Origin of the sequence: Paraburkholderia sp. HC6.4b, from assembly GCF_014200875.1 — a bacterium.
Taxonomy (GTDB): domain Bacteria; phylum Pseudomonadota; class Gammaproteobacteria; order Burkholderiales; family Burkholderiaceae; genus Paraburkholderia; species Paraburkholderia tuberum.
Genome location: NZ_JACHDC010000010.1, coordinates 117,616 through 133,031, shown reverse-complemented (window position 1 = coordinate 133,031; position 15,416 = coordinate 117,616). Strand labels below are relative to the sequence as shown.

The 15,416-nt window shown below is 65.5% G+C and carries 16 protein-coding genes and 2 tRNA genes; 11 read left to right on the top strand and 7 right to left on the bottom strand.

Annotation, left to right across the window (positions count from 1 at the left end; genetic code table 11):
• The first annotated feature begins 86 nt into the window (after window positions 1-86).
• The gene (locus HDG34_RS17010; RefSeq protein ID WP_008923126.1) at window positions 87-362 is read left to right on the top strand and encodes a hypothetical protein; all 276 of its coding nucleotides are present in this window, start codon (window positions 87-89) and stop codon (window positions 360-362) included.
• Window positions 362-844, top strand: a complete 483-nt coding sequence (locus HDG34_RS17005; protein ID WP_184061396.1) for a GNAT family N-acetyltransferase — start codon at window positions 362-364, stop codon at window positions 842-844. The genes HDG34_RS17010 and HDG34_RS17005 overlap by 1 nt, the downstream gene beginning before the upstream one ends.
• A gap of 18 nt (window positions 845-862) precedes the next feature.
• Here the strand turns inward: HDG34_RS17005 and HDG34_RS17000 are convergent, their stop codons facing one another.
• The 5 genes from HDG34_RS17000 to pncB all read right to left on the bottom strand — a co-directional run bounded on the left by HDG34_RS17000 (window position 863) and on the right by pncB (window position 6,922).
• Window positions 863-2,311, bottom strand: coding sequence for a DNA recombination protein RmuC (locus HDG34_RS17000; protein ID WP_184061395.1), 1,449 nt, complete (start codon window positions 2,309-2,311; stop codon window positions 863-865).
• The gene (locus tag HDG34_RS16995; protein ID WP_184061394.1) at window positions 2,308-3,297 is read right to left on the bottom strand and encodes a D-glycerate dehydrogenase; all 990 of its coding nucleotides are present in this window, start codon (window positions 3,295-3,297) and stop codon (window positions 2,308-2,310) included. The genes HDG34_RS17000 and HDG34_RS16995 overlap by 4 nt, the downstream gene beginning before the upstream one ends.
• Window positions 3,298-3,345: 48 nt before the next feature.
• Window positions 3,346-4,737 carry a sodium:proton antiporter gene (locus HDG34_RS16990; RefSeq protein WP_260321205.1) on the bottom strand — a complete coding sequence of 464 codons (1,392 nt, stop codon included), beginning with the start codon at window positions 4,735-4,737 and terminating at the stop codon, window positions 3,346-3,348.
• A gap of 139 nt (window positions 4,738-4,876) precedes the next feature.
• The gene (locus HDG34_RS16985; protein WP_184061392.1) at window positions 4,877-5,539 is read right to left on the bottom strand and encodes a lactate utilization protein C; all 663 of its coding nucleotides are present in this window, start codon (window positions 5,537-5,539) and stop codon (window positions 4,877-4,879) included.
• A 186-nt stretch (window positions 5,540-5,725) separates the two neighbouring features.
• Window positions 5,726-6,922 (bottom strand): nicotinate phosphoribosyltransferase, encoded by a 1,197-nt coding sequence (gene pncB, locus HDG34_RS16980; protein WP_184061391.1) that lies wholly within the window; start codon window positions 6,920-6,922, stop codon window positions 5,726-5,728.
• A gap of 290 nt (window positions 6,923-7,212) precedes the next feature.
• On the opposite strand from pncB, the gene fdxA reads away from it, so the two are divergent.
• The 8 genes from fdxA (at window position 7,213) to HDG34_RS16940 (ending at window position 11,830) form a co-directional block, all read left to right on the top strand.
• The gene (gene fdxA, locus HDG34_RS16975) at window positions 7,213-7,536 is read left to right on the top strand and encodes a ferredoxin FdxA (protein WP_090801209.1); all 324 of its coding nucleotides are present in this window, start codon (window positions 7,213-7,215) and stop codon (window positions 7,534-7,536) included.
• Between the two features lie 119 nt (window positions 7,537-7,655).
• Window positions 7,656-7,731: transfer RNA gene (locus HDG34_RS16970), tRNA-Asn, on the top strand.
• Window positions 7,732-7,792: 61 nt separating this feature from the next.
• Window positions 7,793-7,868, top strand: a tRNA-Asn gene (locus HDG34_RS16965).
• Between the two features lie 159 nt (window positions 7,869-8,027).
• On the top strand, window positions 8,028-8,504 hold the full coding sequence (locus tag HDG34_RS16960; protein ID WP_184061390.1) for a CreA family protein: 477 nt from the start codon (window positions 8,028-8,030) through the stop codon (window positions 8,502-8,504).
• Window positions 8,505-8,624: 120 nt separating this feature from the next.
• The gene (locus HDG34_RS16955) at window positions 8,625-9,467 is read left to right on the top strand and encodes an AraC family transcriptional regulator (RefSeq protein WP_184061389.1); all 843 of its coding nucleotides are present in this window, start codon (window positions 8,625-8,627) and stop codon (window positions 9,465-9,467) included.
• A gap of 178 nt (window positions 9,468-9,645) precedes the next feature.
• Complete coding sequence (locus tag HDG34_RS16950) at window positions 9,646-10,407, top strand: AzlC family ABC transporter permease (protein ID WP_184061388.1); 762 nt, start codon at window positions 9,646-9,648, stop codon at window positions 10,405-10,407.
• Complete coding sequence (locus HDG34_RS16945) at window positions 10,404-10,727, top strand: AzlD domain-containing protein (RefSeq protein ID WP_184061387.1); 324 nt, start codon at window positions 10,404-10,406, stop codon at window positions 10,725-10,727. Before HDG34_RS16950 ends, HDG34_RS16945 begins: the two co-directional genes overlap by 4 nt.
• Before the next feature lie 335 nt (window positions 10,728-11,062).
• On the top strand, window positions 11,063-11,830 hold the full coding sequence (locus tag HDG34_RS16940; protein WP_184061386.1) for a DUF4088 family protein: 768 nt from the start codon (window positions 11,063-11,065) through the stop codon (window positions 11,828-11,830).
• 89 nt (window positions 11,831-11,919) lie between these two features.
• Here the strand turns inward: HDG34_RS16940 and HDG34_RS16935 are convergent, their stop codons facing one another.
• Window positions 11,920-14,115, bottom strand: coding sequence for an ATP-dependent helicase (locus tag HDG34_RS16935; RefSeq protein WP_184061385.1), 2,196 nt, complete (start codon window positions 14,113-14,115; stop codon window positions 11,920-11,922).
• A gap of 73 nt (window positions 14,116-14,188) precedes the next feature.
• Window positions 14,189-14,707, bottom strand: coding sequence for a hypothetical protein (locus HDG34_RS16930; protein ID WP_184061384.1), 519 nt, complete (start codon window positions 14,705-14,707; stop codon window positions 14,189-14,191).
• 339 nt (window positions 14,708-15,046) lie between these two features.
• On the opposite strand from HDG34_RS16930, the gene HDG34_RS16925 reads away from it, so the two are divergent.
• Window positions 15,047-15,265: an RNA-binding S4 domain-containing protein gene (locus HDG34_RS16925; protein WP_013090085.1), complete on the top strand. Its 219-nt coding sequence runs from the start codon at window positions 15,047-15,049 to the stop codon at window positions 15,263-15,265.
• The last annotated feature ends 151 nt before the right edge of the window (window positions 15,266-15,416 follow it).

The window sequence follows — 15,416 nt, the reverse complement described above, 5'->3', positions numbered from 1 at the left end:
CATCGATCGCACGACATCGGCACCACAGCAGCACTTCATCGACACGCCACCCACTATCACTACTACGACACACGGGTTTGACTTACATGAAAAAACAGATCTCGTTCATCGCACCGGGACAGACGGCCAAAGCGCTGATCCTCGTGTATCTGACATTCTCGGTGCCGATCGTGCTGCTCGGCGTGGTGGTCGCGTTCGTGCGATATGGCTCGGTCGAGCTGAGCACGGTGTTCAGCGCGCTGCTGCTGAACGCGATCCTCGGCTTCGTGCTGTTGTGGATCGCGTGCCACGCCTACAACTGGGTCGCGTCGCGCTTCGGTGGTATCGAAATCCATCTGGCCGACGCGCCGGAAGAAGCGTAATGCCCGCGACGATCCGCGCCGCCAAGCCCGCGGATACCGGCGCGATCTTCGCGCTCACCTACGAACTCGCGCAGTTCGAGAACCTCACGCACATCTTCGTCGCGACGGAACATAGCCTGCGCGACGCGCTGTTCGGCGCGCGGCCGTCGATCGAAGCGCTGGTTGCCGAAGACGCGGGGAGCATCGTGGGCTATGCACTGTTCTTCCACAATTTTTCGAGCTTCGCGGGCCGCCGCGGGCTCTATCTCGAAGACGTCTACGTGCAGCCCGCGCAGCGGGGCAGCGGGCTCGGCACCGCGCTTCTGCGACACGTCGCGGCGCTGGCGGTGGAGCGGCAATGTGCGCGCTTCGAGTGGACCGTGCTCGACTGGAATCAGCCGGCGATCAGCTTCTATCAGAAGATGGGGGCGACGGTGTTGCCGGACTGGCGCGTCGTGCGCGTGACGGGCGATGCGCTGGTGCGGCTGGCTGCGAGGGCCTGAATTCCAGCGCCTCGCCCCTCATTGCTCATCAGGCTCCACATTCGACAGCGCATCGCCGAGCAATCCGCTCGCCTCGTCGCCCGGTAACGCCTCGACGTCGCGCAGCTTGCGGTTCATCATGCGCGTGCGCGTTTCCGCGGCCTCGATCGAACGCGTGACGGTTTCGAGCTGCGCCTTGGTCTTCGCGAGCACGTCGCCGAATTTGCCGAACTCCGTCTTCACCGCGCCGAGTACCTGCCACACCTCGCTCGAACGCTTTTCGATCGCGAGCGTGCGGAAACCCATCTGCAGACTATTGAGCAACGCGGTCAGCGTGGTCGGCCCCGCAATCGTCACGCGATAGTCCCGCTGCAGCAGATCCGTGAGTCCCGGTCGGCGCAGCACTTCCGCGTACAGGCCTTCGGTCGGCAGGAACAGCAGCGCGAAGTCGGTCGTATGCGGCGGCGCCACGTACTTCTCCGCGATCGTGCGCGCCTCCGCGCGAATTCGCACTTCGAGCGCGCGCGATGCTTCCTCGACCGCGACCGGATCGGCGCGCTCCTGCGCTTCGATCAGCCGCTCGTAGTCCTCGCGCGGGAATTTGGCGTCGATCGGCAGCCATACCGGCGTATTCGCGCCGCCGGGCTCCGGCCGCCCCGGCAGACGAATCGCGAACTCCACGCGATCGGCGCTCTTCGGCACCGTCGCGACGTTCTTCGCGTATTGATCGACGGTCAGCACTTGTTCGAGCAAGGCTTCGAGCTGCACTTCGCCCCACGTGCCGCGCGTCTTCACGTTGGTCAGCACACGCTTCAGATCGCCGACGCCGGCCGCCAGCGTCTGCATTTCACCGAGGCCGCGATGCACCTGTTCGAGCCGGTCGGACACGAGCTTGAACGACTCGCCGAGACGCTGCTCAAGCGTTGCGTGCAGTTTTTCGTCCACGGTGCGGCGCATTTCCTCGAGCCGCGTCGCGTTGTTCGCCTCGATGTCCTTCAGACGCTGCTCGATCGTCGCGCGCACTTCGGCGAAGCGCCGGTCGTTCGCCTCGGTTAGTTGCCCGAGTTGCAGGCTCAGCGTGTCGCCGAACTGCTTCAGCGAGCGGCCCTGCTCGTCGCGCGCCTGCTGCGCCTGTGCCTGCAGGCTGTGACGCACGGCGTCGAGCTGTTGCGCGAAGCCGTCGATCTTGCCGCCCTGCACCGTCGTCATGCTGCTGAACTGCGCGGCGAGCGTCTGCTGAAAATGCGCGAAGCCGCCGCTTTGCTCGGTGCGCGACACGCGCGCGGTCTCGGCGATGTCGTTGCGCAGTTGCCGCTCGAGCCGCTCGGCGGTATGCGCCTGCGCGTCGACGACGGCATCGACGCGTTCGTTCAGCATCTCGAACTGTTCGCGCTGCTCCGTGCGGTCGTGACCGCGTAGCAGCAAGGCCAGTGCGATCACGAGGGCAACCGCCAGCACCGCGACGGCCGCCACCAGAATCATTGTCATGAACGCGCCTTGCCGATCACGTCGGGGTTGATCGGATTCGGCGGCTGACCGGCGCGCGGTCCTGCGCCGAGGCCGGCGATCAGGTTGTCCGCGGCGAGATTCGCCATGGCGCGGCGCGTGGTTTCGGTCGCGCTCGCGATGTGCGGCGTCAGCACGACGTTCGGCACGTTCAGCAGCGCCGGGTGCAGTTGCGGCTCGCCTTCGAACACGTCCAGACCGGCCGCCGCGATGCGCCTGTCACGCAGCGCATCGGCCAACGCCGCATCGTCGACGATGCCGCCGCGCGCGATGTTGGTGAGCGTCGCGCTCGGCTTCATCAGCGCCAGTTCGGCCGCGCCGATCGTGTGGTGGTTGCCTTTGTTGTACGGCAGCACCAGCACGACGTGGTCGGCGCGCCGCAGCAGATCCTCTTTCGACACGTACTCCGCGTTCAGCTCGGCCTCGATTTGCGGCGCGACGCGCGAGCGATTGTGATAGATGACCCGCATGTTGAAGCCCTGCGCGCGCCGCGCGAGCGCCTGGCCGATGCGGCCCATGCCGATCACGCCGAGCGTCGAACCGTATAGGTCGCTGCCGAGGAAGCCGTCGTAGCTCCACTTCTGCCAATGTCCGGCGCGCAGCCAGTGCTCCGATTCGGCGATGCGGCGCGCGGCGGCCATCATCAGCGCCCAGCCGAAATCGGCGGTCGATTCGTTCAGCACGTCCGGCGTGTTGGTGCCGAGTACGTTCGCCGCGTTGAACGCGGCCATGTCGAAGTTGTTGTAGCCGACCGCCATGTTCGACACGACGCGCAGACGCGGCGCCGCGGCGAGCACGCCCGCGTCGATCATCTCGCCGGCCGTCAGCGCGCCGTCCTTGTCCGCGAGACGGCGCTTCAGTTCGTTGGCGGGCAACACGTCGCCCTCGTTCCAGTCGACGTCGAAGTACTGCTTGAGCCGGTCGATCACGTCGGGAAAGATCGAACGGGCAACGAGGATTTTCTGCAATGCAAGTCTCCGTATCGCACGTCGAGGGATTGTCTCGGCGTTGCAGAGTCAGCGTTCAAAAAAGAGCCAGCCGGTCAGCGCGAACAACGGCAGCAGCACCGCGCCGGACCAGCCCAGATACGCAAAAAAGCTCGGCATGCGCACGCCGCGCGATTGCGCGATCGCCTTCACCATGAAGTTCGGCGCGTTGCCGATGTAGGTGTTCGCGCCCATGAACACGGCGCCGGCCGAAATCGCCGCGAGCGTGGTCGCGCCGGTGGTCATCAAGGTCTGCGCATCGCCGCCGGCCAGGTTGAAGAACACGAGGTAGGTCGGCGCGTTGTCGAGAAACGAAGATAGCAGGCCGGTCGCCCAGAAGTACATGATGTCGCGCGGCTCGCCTGACGGATCATTGACCAGATGGACGATGCCCGCGAACGCGCCGGCTTCTCCCGCGCGCAGGATCATGATGACCGGCACGATCGTCACGAAGATGCCGGCGAACAGTTTGGCGACTTCCTCGATCGGCGCCCACTTGAAGTCGTTGCCCGCGCGGGCCGCGCGCGGTGTCCACGCGAGCGATAGCAGCGTGACGACGATCAGCGCGGCGTCGCGCACGATGTTTTGCAACGCGACGTGCGTGCCGAGCACGTCGAATGTGATTTGCGGGCGCCACAGTCCGCTCATCAGCACGAACGCGATCAGCGCGGCGAGCAGCACGAAATTGATCTTGCCGTCGATGCCGAGCGGCGCGCCGTCGGGCGTCGGATCGAGGAAAGCTGAACGCACCTCCTCGCGCTTGTGAAAGTAGTACGAGTCAAGCGCATAGAACGCGGCGAGCAGCATGCCGCTCACGAACAGCATCGGCCGCGCGAGATGCGTGGTGGTCCAGAAAAAGCTCACGCCTTCGAGAAAACCGAGGAACAGCGGCGGGTCGCCGAGCGGCGACAGCGAGCCACCGACGTTCGCGACGAGGAAGATGAAGAACACGACCACGTGGGTCACGTGGCGGCGATTGTCGTTTGCGCGCAGCAACGGGCGGATCAGCAGCATCGCCGCGCCGGTCGTACCCATCACGCTCGCGAGCAAGGTGCCGAGCGCGAGAATCGCGGTGTTCAGACGCGGTGTGCCATGCAGGTTGCCGCGCACGCAGATGCCGCCCGCGACGGTATAGAGCGCGGTCAGCAGGATGATGAATGGGATGTACTCGTCGAGCATGGCATGCGCGAGCGCGCCGAGCGCCGCGCTCGCGCCGAAGCTCACGGCAAGCGGCACGATGAACGCGAGCGCCCACGCCGCGGCGATCTTGCCGAAGTGGTGATGCCAGAGGGCTGGCGCGATCAGCGGAAGGATCGCGATCGACAGCAGCACACCCGCGAAGGGCAAGCCCCACAACGCCGACAAGCGCGCGCCGTCGAGGAGCGTCTCAGCCTGCACGGACGGCGAGCACAGCGCAAGCATCGACGCAACGGCGAGCCACCGGCCCGCGCGGCCGGCCTGCGAATTCATGCCGATACAGGCCGCGCGACGGCTTGCAACCGCACGCACGACAGATAACGCGTGTGTCGCGTATGCGCTGGCACGCCGCCGCGCGACGCGTTCAAGCATCCTGCACGACGATCGCATGCACCCGGTAGGGGCCGTGCGCGCCCAGCACGATGGTCTGCTCGATGTCGCCGGTGCGCGATGGTCCCGACACGAAATTGACCGCGCGCGGCAGCTCGCCGCGTTCCTTGCGGATCAGGTCGAACGCCTCTTCATGACCCGCGACGATCCGCGAGCCCGGCACGATCGCGATGTGCGTCTCCGGCAGCAGCCCGGCCGACGCATACGTCTCGGGACCGGACAGCAACACGAGCGTGCCGGTCTCCGCGGTCGCGCAGAAACAGCCGGTGAGACCGACCACGTCATTGTCTTGCGGTTTGCGAAATTCGACGGCGAGGCCGGCTGCGGCCCACGGCAGATCGCGCAGCGTTTGCCACGCGATGGCCTGCAACGGCAAACCGTGTTGCGTCAGATAGCGATGCGCGGCGGCGGGTACATCGGCGAAGGTCTGAACGGTGTCGACAGTACTCGCCATTTTCTGCGCTTCCTCGATGAAGCGCGCGCGCAGATCGGTGGGCATGTCCGGACGCGGGCCGGCCGGATGACGCGCGAGATAGTCCGCCGCGGCTTCGCGCTCGGCGGCGCTCGGTTCGGGCTCGCGCCCTTGCGCGGCGCGGATGCGCGTCAGGATGTTGCGGCGGGCAATCGATGTGTCCATGGGCGAAATCCTCGTGTCGACGGCCGTGCGATATGGCGAGGATTATACCGGCCGCGCTCCGCGCGAACACCCTGGCCGAACGGCATATTGCCGCCAGTCGATAGCGCGGCGACACTGTTCGCCGTGCCCCCGAACACGAGCAGATCATGGTCAGGCGACGAACCGAAAAGCAGTCCGCAAAGCGCGCTACCTGGCCGCCTCTTCTTCCGGCTGCGCGATGCCGAACACCTGGCGCAGATACGCGAGATACGCCTTGTCCTCGCACATGTTCTTGCCCGGCGAGTCCGACAATTTCGCGACCGGCTGACCGTTGCAACGAACCATCTTGATCACGATCTGCAGCGGGTTGTAGCCGAGGTCGTTGGTCAGATTGGTGCCCACGCCGAACGCGAGCTTGCAGCGGCCGCGGAAGCGCTCGTATAGCTGCAGCACCTTCGGGATGTCGAGCGCGTCGGAGAACACGAGGACCTTGGTGCGCGGGTCGCAACGATTCGCCTCGTAGTGTTTGAGCAGGCGCTCGCCCCAGTCGAATGGGTCGCCGGAATCGTGGCGAGCACCGTCGAACAGCTTGCAGAAGTACATGTCGAAGTCGCGCAGGAACGCCTGCATGCCGTACACATCGGAGAGCGCGATCCCGAGGTCGCCGCGATATTCCTTCGCCCACATCTCGAAGCCGAAGATCTGCGAGTCGCGCAGCCGCGGACCGAGCGCCTGGCAAGCCTGCAGGTACTCGTGCGCCATCGTGCCGAGCGGTGTCAGGCTGTGCTTCATCGCGTAGAAGACGTTGCTCGTGCCGGCGAACTGCTCGCCGAGACCGTCCTTGAGCGTGAGGATCACTTCCTCGTGCCACTGCTTCGAGAAGCGGCGGCGCGTGCCGTAATCGGCGATCTTGCAGTCGGCGAACTCCGGACGAGCGCCGAGCAGTTGAATCTTGTCGAGCAGACGGCCACGGCCTACGTGATAGTCGGGCGTTTGCTGGGTGTTGCGGAAATAGACTTCGTTGACGATCGCGAGCACCGGAATTTCGAAGAGGATCGTATGCAGCCACGGCCCCTTGATGTCGATGTCGATTTCGCCATTGCCCTTCGGCGACGGCGTGATCGAAATGTACTTCTCGTTCAGATGGAACAACGCGAGGAACTCGATGAAGTCGCCCTTGATGAAGCGCATGCGGCGCAGGTAGTCGAGTTCGTCGTCGGCGAAACGCAGTTCGCAGAGCTTGCGCACTTCGTCGCGAATCTCGTCGACGTACGGCACCAGATCGACGTTCGGCGTGCGGCAGCGGAAGCGGTACTCCACGTTGGCGGCGGGGAAGTGATGCAACACCACCTGCATCATCGTGAACTTGTACAGATCGGTATCGAGCAGCGAAGTAATAATCATGATGGTACGAACTGGACCGCTGAAAAACGAAAAGGGCTCACTGCACCCTTGCAACGGACGCGCTGAGCCGAGCGGCGCGCCAACCTGATGCATGTTACCCGAATGCGTCCGCATCCAGCGTGCCACCGGGCCTTCGCCGCCATTGCGCGGCCGCTCGCGGCACCCCATAAACTAATCACAAAAACATATAAGACGCACGGCCCGATGCTTTATGCGCCTGTTGACGTTACGTTACAATAGTGCTTTTGGCGTCCGCGCCCTCCCCGATTCCGCATGCAGGAGCTGCCTGAATGACTCACGTTGTGACCGAAAGCTGCATCAAGTGCCGCTATACCGACTGCGTCGATGTGTGCCCGGTGGACTGCTTTCGCGAAGGTCCCAACTTCCTCGCGATCGACCCCGATGAATGCATCGACTGCGCCGTGTGCGTGGCCGAGTGCCCGGTGAACGCCATCTATGCCGAAGAAGACGTGCCGGGAGACCAGCAGGACTTCATCGCGCTGAACGCCGACCTGGCGAAAGCGTGGCCGAGCATCACGAAGACCAAGGCACCGCTGCCGGAAGCCGAGGAATTCAAGGATGTGAAGGAAAAGCTCGCGCTGCTCGCGCGCTGAGCGCGAGCCGCCTGTCACCTGCCTTGGCCGTTCAGATTCAGTATCAGGATGAACGCCGAGGTATTGACAGACGTTTCAGCTGCCTCTAAAATTTCGTTTCTCTGCTGTTGTTGTTCTGTTCCTCGATAGCTCAGTCGGTAGAGCGCCGGACTGTTAATCCGTAGGTCCCTGGTTCGAGCCCAGGTCGAGGAGCCAAGAATTGCAAAAGCCCGTTAATCAGACGGGTTTTTTTATGTAGATCAAGTTGTACTGCTGTTCCTCGATAGCTCAGTCGGTAGAGCGCCGGACTGTTAATCCGTAGGTCCCTGGTTCGAGCCCAGGTCGAGGAGCCAAAAATTTTGAAAGGCCCGCATCCATGCGGGCCTTTTTGTTTTTGTGCCACGACGGACAGCCTCACGCGCGCCGCGCGCCGTTATACGATGGCGCCTTCACGGCGCACGTTTCGCCCCGCTCTGGCGCCGGCCCACTCCAGACACTCAACCGGCACGCTCATGAAATCCACCTCGCTACGCATCGCGCTCGCGGCCGCCGGCGCCCTGCTGCTTTCTTCGGCGCGCGGCGAAGAAATCGCCAGCGTCAATACGAATTTTCACGTTACCGGCTCCGACCGCGTGGTCGTGGAGGCCTATGACGATCCCATCGTGCAAGGTGTCACCTGCTACGTGTCGCGGGCGCGGACGGGCGGCGTCAAAGGCACGCTCGGCATCGCCGAAGATCCGACCGAGGCGTCGATCGCGTGCCGCCAGATCGGGGAGTTGCATTTCACCGGCCCCGTCAAGCAGAAGGACGACGTGTTCTCGGTCAGCATGTCGCTGATCTTCAAGTCGCTGCACGTGGTGCGCGTGGTCGACACGAAGCGCAACGCCCTGGTCTATCTGACCTACAGCGACCGCGTCGTCAGCGGCAGCGCGAAAAACAGCGTGAGCGCCGTGCCGATGCCCACTGGCACGACGATTCCGGTCAAGTAAGGCAAGTCAGGACAAGTACCGGCAATTGACGGCACCCGCGGCACGCGGCGCGGCGCTGCACACCCGCCGCCGTCCCCGACAACGACGCGTTAAACTGACCGGTCCAGCCAGACTTTCGTCATGACCGCCACCCCTCGTTTCCGCGATTCCGCCCGCTACTGGCGCACGCCGCTACTGCCCGGCGCGGATCTGCTCACCGCCGAATATCACGATCACGAGTTCGCGCCGCATTGGCACGACGCCTACACGATCCCGGTGATCGTCGCGGGTGCGGAATGCTATCGGTATAACGGCGAGCACCATGTCGCCGAAGCGGGCAGCGTGCCGGTCATCAACCCGGGCGAGTTGCACACGGGGTCGAAGGCGGTCGAGGCGGGCTGGCGGTATCGCGTGATGTACGCGCCGGTCGGGTTCCTCTGCGCGCTGGCCGACGAAGTCGCCGGCAAGCCGCAGGCCTTACCGTGGTTCGCGCCCGGCGTGATCCGCGATGCCGATCTCGCGACGCGGCTCGCGCACGCCCACCGTCTGCTCGAAGCCGGCGACGACGCGCTCGCCGCCGAAACCGCGATGCTCGACGCGCTGTCCACGTTGCTGGTCCGCTATGCGCGGACGCGCCCCGCCACCGCTCGCGTCGCCACCGACGACACTCGCGTCGCACTGATGCAGGAGCGTCTGACCGGCGACCTCGTCGAACCGGTGACGCTCGCCGAGGTCGCGAAGGCAGCGGGTCTGTCGCCGTTCCACGCGGCGCGGCTATTCACCCAATCGACCGGCCTGCCGCCCCACGCGTGGCGCAATCAGGTGCGCCTGCAGCGCGCGCTCGCGCCGTTGCGCGCCGGCGTCCCGGTGACCGACGTCGCCGCCGCGAGCGGCTTCACCGATCAGAGCCATTTCACGCGGCATTTCCGGCGCATGTTCGGCGTGCCGCCGGGCCAATGGCAAGGAACGCAGCGCGGTTCGTAACGCGATGCGGCACCGCCGGCGCCTGCACCGCGCGCCGCGAGCGTGCCGCCGCAATCCGTCAGCCGGTCATCAGCCATCCCCCCGCTACACCGTAGCACCCCATCCGCAACCCGCCGCAAGAACGTACAAGTCCGAACGCCGGTCAGCCGCTATGCTTCCGACATCAAGGAGGCTTAGATTGACCGATTCCACCCAAGGCCAGCCCACCCGGGGCGGCCATCTCAAAGAATTCGCCGCCGGCGCGCGCGACATCATCCCGATGATGGTCGGCGCCGCGCCGTTCGGCGTCATTTTCGGCACGCTCGTGACCTCCAGCCCGCTGCATCTGTGGCACGGCCAGTTGATGTCGCTCGTCGTTTTCGCGGGCTCCGCGCAGTTCATCGCGCTCGGCCTGATCGCCGGGCATGCGAGCTTCGCCGTGATCTGGGCGACCACGCTCGTCGTCAATCTGCGTCACGTGCTGTATAGCGCGACGCTCGCACCGCACGTCGCGCATCTGCCGAAGCGCTGGCGTTGGGCGCTCGGCGCGCTGCTCACCGACGAAGTCTTCGCGGTCGCGTGGGAGCATTACCGGCATCGCGAGCCGGGCACGGTCGGCCCGTACTACTTCTTCGGCGCCGGCGTCGCGATGTATCTGAACTGGCAGCTATGGACCGTCGCCGGCCTGCTGTTCGGCGCGGCCTTCCCCGGCCTGCAGTCGCTCGGTCTCGACTTTGCGATGGTCGCGACGTTCATTGCGATCGTCGTGCCGCAACTGGTCGCGCTGCGCTATATCGCGGCGGCCGTCACCGCCGGCGCGCTGGCGTTTTTCTGGCAGGCGTGGCCGTATAAGCTCGGCCTGCTCGGCGCGGTGTTCGCGGGAGTCGCGGTTGGCGTGCTGCTGTCGATGTCGCGTCTGAACCTGCGTGGCGCGCGCCGTCCCGTGGAGGCCGCGCGATGAACTACGTCGTTCTGATCGTCGGCATGGCGGCGATTACATGGTTGATCCGCGCGGCCGTGTTCGTGCTCGGCGACCGGCTCGTGTTCCCGCCGCTTCTGCGCGCCGCGCTTAGCTTCGTGCCGGTCACCGTGCTGACCGCGATCATCGTCCCGATGGCCGTGTCGCCGCACGGCAACAACGCCGAGCTGAGCTGGCGCAATCCGCAACTGGTCGGCGCGCTCGCCGCGATCGTCGTTAGCGCGCTGACGCGCCGGCCGCTGCTGACGATCGCAGTCGGTCTAGGCGTGTTCTTCGTCTGGCAGTGCGTGGTGCTGAAGTAAGCGCGCCCTGTCTCTACGCTCATCGACTCATCAGCGGTCCCGTCGACACCTCGCCGCGTCGCGGGCCGCGCACTCCCGTTCAAGCGACTCCCAAGCGGGCCATTGCCCGAAGCTTCCCTCCGAAGCGCCCGCGCGTCGCCGGGCCGCCCTCAAGTTTCCCGCCACCCCGCCGATATGCAGTCGAGGTCCGCTCATCGGGAGTCGTCCCGCTGGTTACGCGGCAACAGGCTGGAATCAAGCGCGTCGGCAACCGGCGTCGCATCGCCTCGGTCCGCGAGCGGCCGGGCGATCTTGCGACGGCGCGCCGCGCGCGGCCGCATTAAACGGGATAACACATGGGTCAAATCACCCTGAAGCTCAAGGACGAGACCGTCGCGTCGCTGCGCAAGGACTTCGAGGCCTTTTTACGGGTCTCGCTGAAGCTCGATCCGCAGTTCGCGACGCCGTCGTTCGAGGATTTCTTACGCGCCAAGCTGCTCGACAACATGGTGCCGCTCACCGAGCACGCGGTACAGCGGATGCTGCAAGGCGGCCAGTACGCGTGGGCCAAACGCACGCTCGACAAGGAATTCCCGGACGTCGTGTCGATCCTGATGCGGCAGGCGGGCGAGTTCGGCTTCGGTTTCGCGGCGCGCTCGGAATGGACGCCCGAGGAGCTCACCAAGCAATGCCGCGACTGGGCCGCCGCAATCGTCAAGGAAGCGGAAGGCGACGCGACGCTGGTCGACCCCCTCGCCTCGCAGATCAAGAGCACGGTGCAGGACATTCAGGCGCTCGAGGAAGTGATGCAGACGCCGGCATGGCGGCTCGTCGAATCGCTGCGTCAGCGCGTCTACGAGGCGAAGGTCGCGTGCGAGATGAGCGTGGGCAGCACCGCGCGCGAGAAGCTCGGCGAACTGCGTGGGCTGTTGCGGCTAGGCATTTCGCACGGCACGTTCCAGAAGCAGGAAGCGCAGCAGATCATGGAGTATCTGCGGCTCTTGAAGCCGGAGATTTTCGTCGAGGAGCCGTACGACGTGTTCTCGCGGCTCGCGGCATGGCTGCGCAATTTCTTCGTGCCGGCGCCTCCGGTCGCGCAGCAACAGCAGCGGCAGTCGCGCTGAGCTTCCACTGACCCGCGCGGCGCGCGTCCCTTCGTCGGATCAACGCGCCCCCTGCCCGCGCGTCGATCCCAACGCGCGGTGCTAGCCGCTCAATCCCACATCTTCCTGAGCTTCGCCGCGATCTCGATCTTCGCCTGCGCGGCCGCGGCGAGCCCCGCCGCGCTCGGCGCGCTCGCCACCGCAATGCGCGGCCACGCATAGGCGTCGAACAGCGGCAGCATCGGCGTGGCGATGAAGCGCGTGCGCGACGCCCACACATGGCGGTCGCCCAGATGCGTCTGGTTGTGCACGTAAAAGCGCTGCGGCACGACGATGTGCAAGTCTTCCTTCGCGCGCGTCATCGCCACGTAAAGCAGGCGCCGCTCCTCGTCGATTTCCTCGTCGCTGCCGGTGCCGAGATCGGAAGGAATGCAGCCGTCGACGCCGTTCAGCACGAACACGTTGCGCCACTCCTGACCCTTCGCCGAATGGATCGTCGACAGGATCAGGTAGTCCTCGTCGATCAGCGGCACGCCGGATTCGTCGCTGGTCGCGTCGGGCGGATCGAGCGTCAATTCGGTCAGGAAGCGTTCACGCGACGGATACGTACCCGCGATGCTTTCCATCTGCAGCAGGTCCGCGTGACGGATCGCGGCGTCCTCGTGATTACGCTCCAGATGCGGCTCGTACCAGCGCCGCACCATCTCGAACTCGGCGGGCCACGGCGTTTGCCGGCCGTACACGCTCGACATCAGCTTGACGAACGGATGCCAGTCTTCCTGCGTGCGCGCGGGCGCCGCAAACGCGGCCAGCACACCGCCCGCAGTCGCGACCGGATCGCCGCCGTCCGCGCGCGCGACGATGTCGTCGAGCACCTTCGCCGCAGTGGCCGGGCCGACGCCCGGCAGCAGCTGCACGACGCGAAAGCCGGCGACGCGATCGCGCGGATTCTCGGCCCAGCGCAGCACCGCGAGCACGTCCTTCACATGCACCGAGTCGAGAAATTTGAGCCCGCCGAACTTGACGAATGGAATGTTGCGGCGCATGAGCTCGATCTCGAGCGCGGCGCTGTGATGCGCCGCGCGAAACAATACCGCCTGCGACTTCAGCTTCACGCCCTGCTCGCGCGCCTCGAGCACCTGCTCGACGACGTAGCGAGCTTGCGCGGCATCGTCGGCGACCGTGACGAGGCGCGGGCGCTGCGCCGACGCCTTGTCGGTCCACAGATTCTTGGTGTAGCGCTCGCTCGCGAGTTCGATCACCGCGTTCGACGCGGCGAGAATCGGCTCGGTCGAGCGATAGTTGCGCTCGAGCGTGACCTGCCTGGCGGGCGGCTCGAACTGCGTGGGAAAGTCGAGGATATTGCGCACCGTCGCGCCGCGAAACGAATAGATCGACTGCGCGTCGTCGCCGACCACGGTCAGGCCACGGCCGTCCGGCTTCATTGCGAGCAGGATCGACGCCTGCAGGCGGTTGGTGTCCTGGTATTCGTCGACCAGAACATGATCGAAACGCGCCGACAGATCGGCCGCGATGCTGGGCTCGGCGGCCATGTGCGACCAGTAGAGCAGCAGATCGTCGTAGTCGAGCACGCTCTGCTTCTGTTTGGCGTCGACGTATGCGGCGAACAGCCGGCGCAGATCGTCCTCCCACTCGCGACACCACGGAAACGCGCGGTCCAATACCTGGCCGAGCGATGCGCCGGTGTTGACGACACGCGAGTAGATCGCGAAGCAGGTGCCCTTCGCCGGAAAGCGCCGCTCCTTCGCGGACAGTCCAAGCTCGTGGCGCACGAGGTTCATCAGGTCGGCGGAGTCTTCGCGGTCGTTGATCGTAAACGCGGGCGCGAGGCCGATCAGATCCGCGTATTCGCGCAACAGCCGCGCGCCGACACTATGGAAGGTACCCGCCCACGTGAGCCCTTGCGCGAGCGCGGCGCGTGGGCCGACGGTAGTGGCCGCGGCGCCCGCGATGCGGGTCACGCGGCGGATCATTTCGAGCGCCGCGCGGCGCGAGAAGGTCAACAGCAGGATGCGCTGCGGATCGGCACCCTTCACCACCAGATTGGCGACGCGGTGCGCGAGCGTGTTGGTCTTGCCGGAGCCGGCGCCCGCGATCACGAGCAGCGCGCCGGGCAGCGCGTCTGGCGTGTCGGTCCCGTATTCGACGGCTTCGCGTTGGGCGTCGTTGAGCTTCGCTAGCCAGGCGGCGGTATCGAACGACGGAGCGGATTCGGCGACGGTGGACACTGATCGGTTTCGCGGGTTGGATGGATCTTCAGGATGCGACGCACACTGTATATCCATACAACCTCATGCGACAAGCGCCCCTTTTTTCGGGCGCCTATCCGCCGGTTTACGCCGCGGCATCCAGCAGGGCTTAGTGCTTGACGTCCGCGCCATCGCCCTGCGCGGCACCCTGCCCTTCCATGTTCATCTTCATTTCGTTATTGGCGGTCTGTTTGTCCGCCTTCTGGTTCAGCTTCGCGCCGCGCACCTGCTCCTTGTACTGGTCCTTCGCGGCCTTCTGCTCCGCCTTCAATTCCGCTTTCGAGGACTTCCTGGCCGCGCGATACTCGGCGTTGGCCTTCGCATCGGCGTCGCGCTTCTGCACGAGCGGGTCGGTGGAGCCCGAAGCCGTCAAACGGGCCGGCGGCGGCGCCTCGACCCCTTGCGCGGCGGGTGCGCCCGGGACTTGCTGCATGCCTTGCGTCGAAGACGCCACCTGCATGCGCTGGGCGCCAGCCGCGGACGGCGGCGCCATGCCGGCGGCGCCCTGGCTCTGGATCTGCGCCTGAGCGCCGATGCCTGCTGCCGGCTGCGCGGTCTGCGCAATGGCCGCCGTCGCGGCAAAGGCAGTGAGGGCGGTACCGATCAGGAGCGAACGAATCTGGGTCATGGCTATCCTCTCTGGATGGAGTTGTTGTGACACGGGCGGACTCTCTGGCGTCGTGATGACGGAACGTCGCGCGCGCCTCGTCCGGTCTGTGCGTCGCTGGATGGGCGGCCGGGGAGCGATCCCGGAAGCCAGCGGGCTTTGCTGCTGAACTGCACTCTAGGAGTGAAATCCATTCGGTGCGACCAGCGTTACGGAACGTTTCACTTTCCGACAACTGAATAACATCTACTTTCATTTGCTTGCGCGAAGGGCTCGCTGGATGGCCGCGCCGCCGCTCCGGGTGCGCTTGCCTTATGATGCGAACCCCAACGCGACCCCGTGCCCAAAGGTGCAAACGCCATGCCCAACCTCAATTTCACGCTGACCGGCGAATACGTCGAACTCCACAATCTGCTGAAGATCACGGGCCTCGCGGATAGTGGCGGCTCCGCGAAAATGATGGTTGCCGACGGCGCCGTGATGGTCGATGGCCGGGTCGAGACGCGTAAGACCTGCAAGATCCGCGCGGGCCAGGTCGTGCTGCTCGGCGATACGCGGATCGCGGTCCACGAAGGCTGACGGCAGTCCGGAAAATCGCAGGACGGCACGCACCAGAATTGTGCGTCGTCCATCGACAGCGGCCGGGGGAGGCAATAAGCTGTCGGTTTCGACAGGTAAACGACGGACCGCGCCACGGGCGAGGAGTCGGCTGACCGGCTCGGCGCCGTGT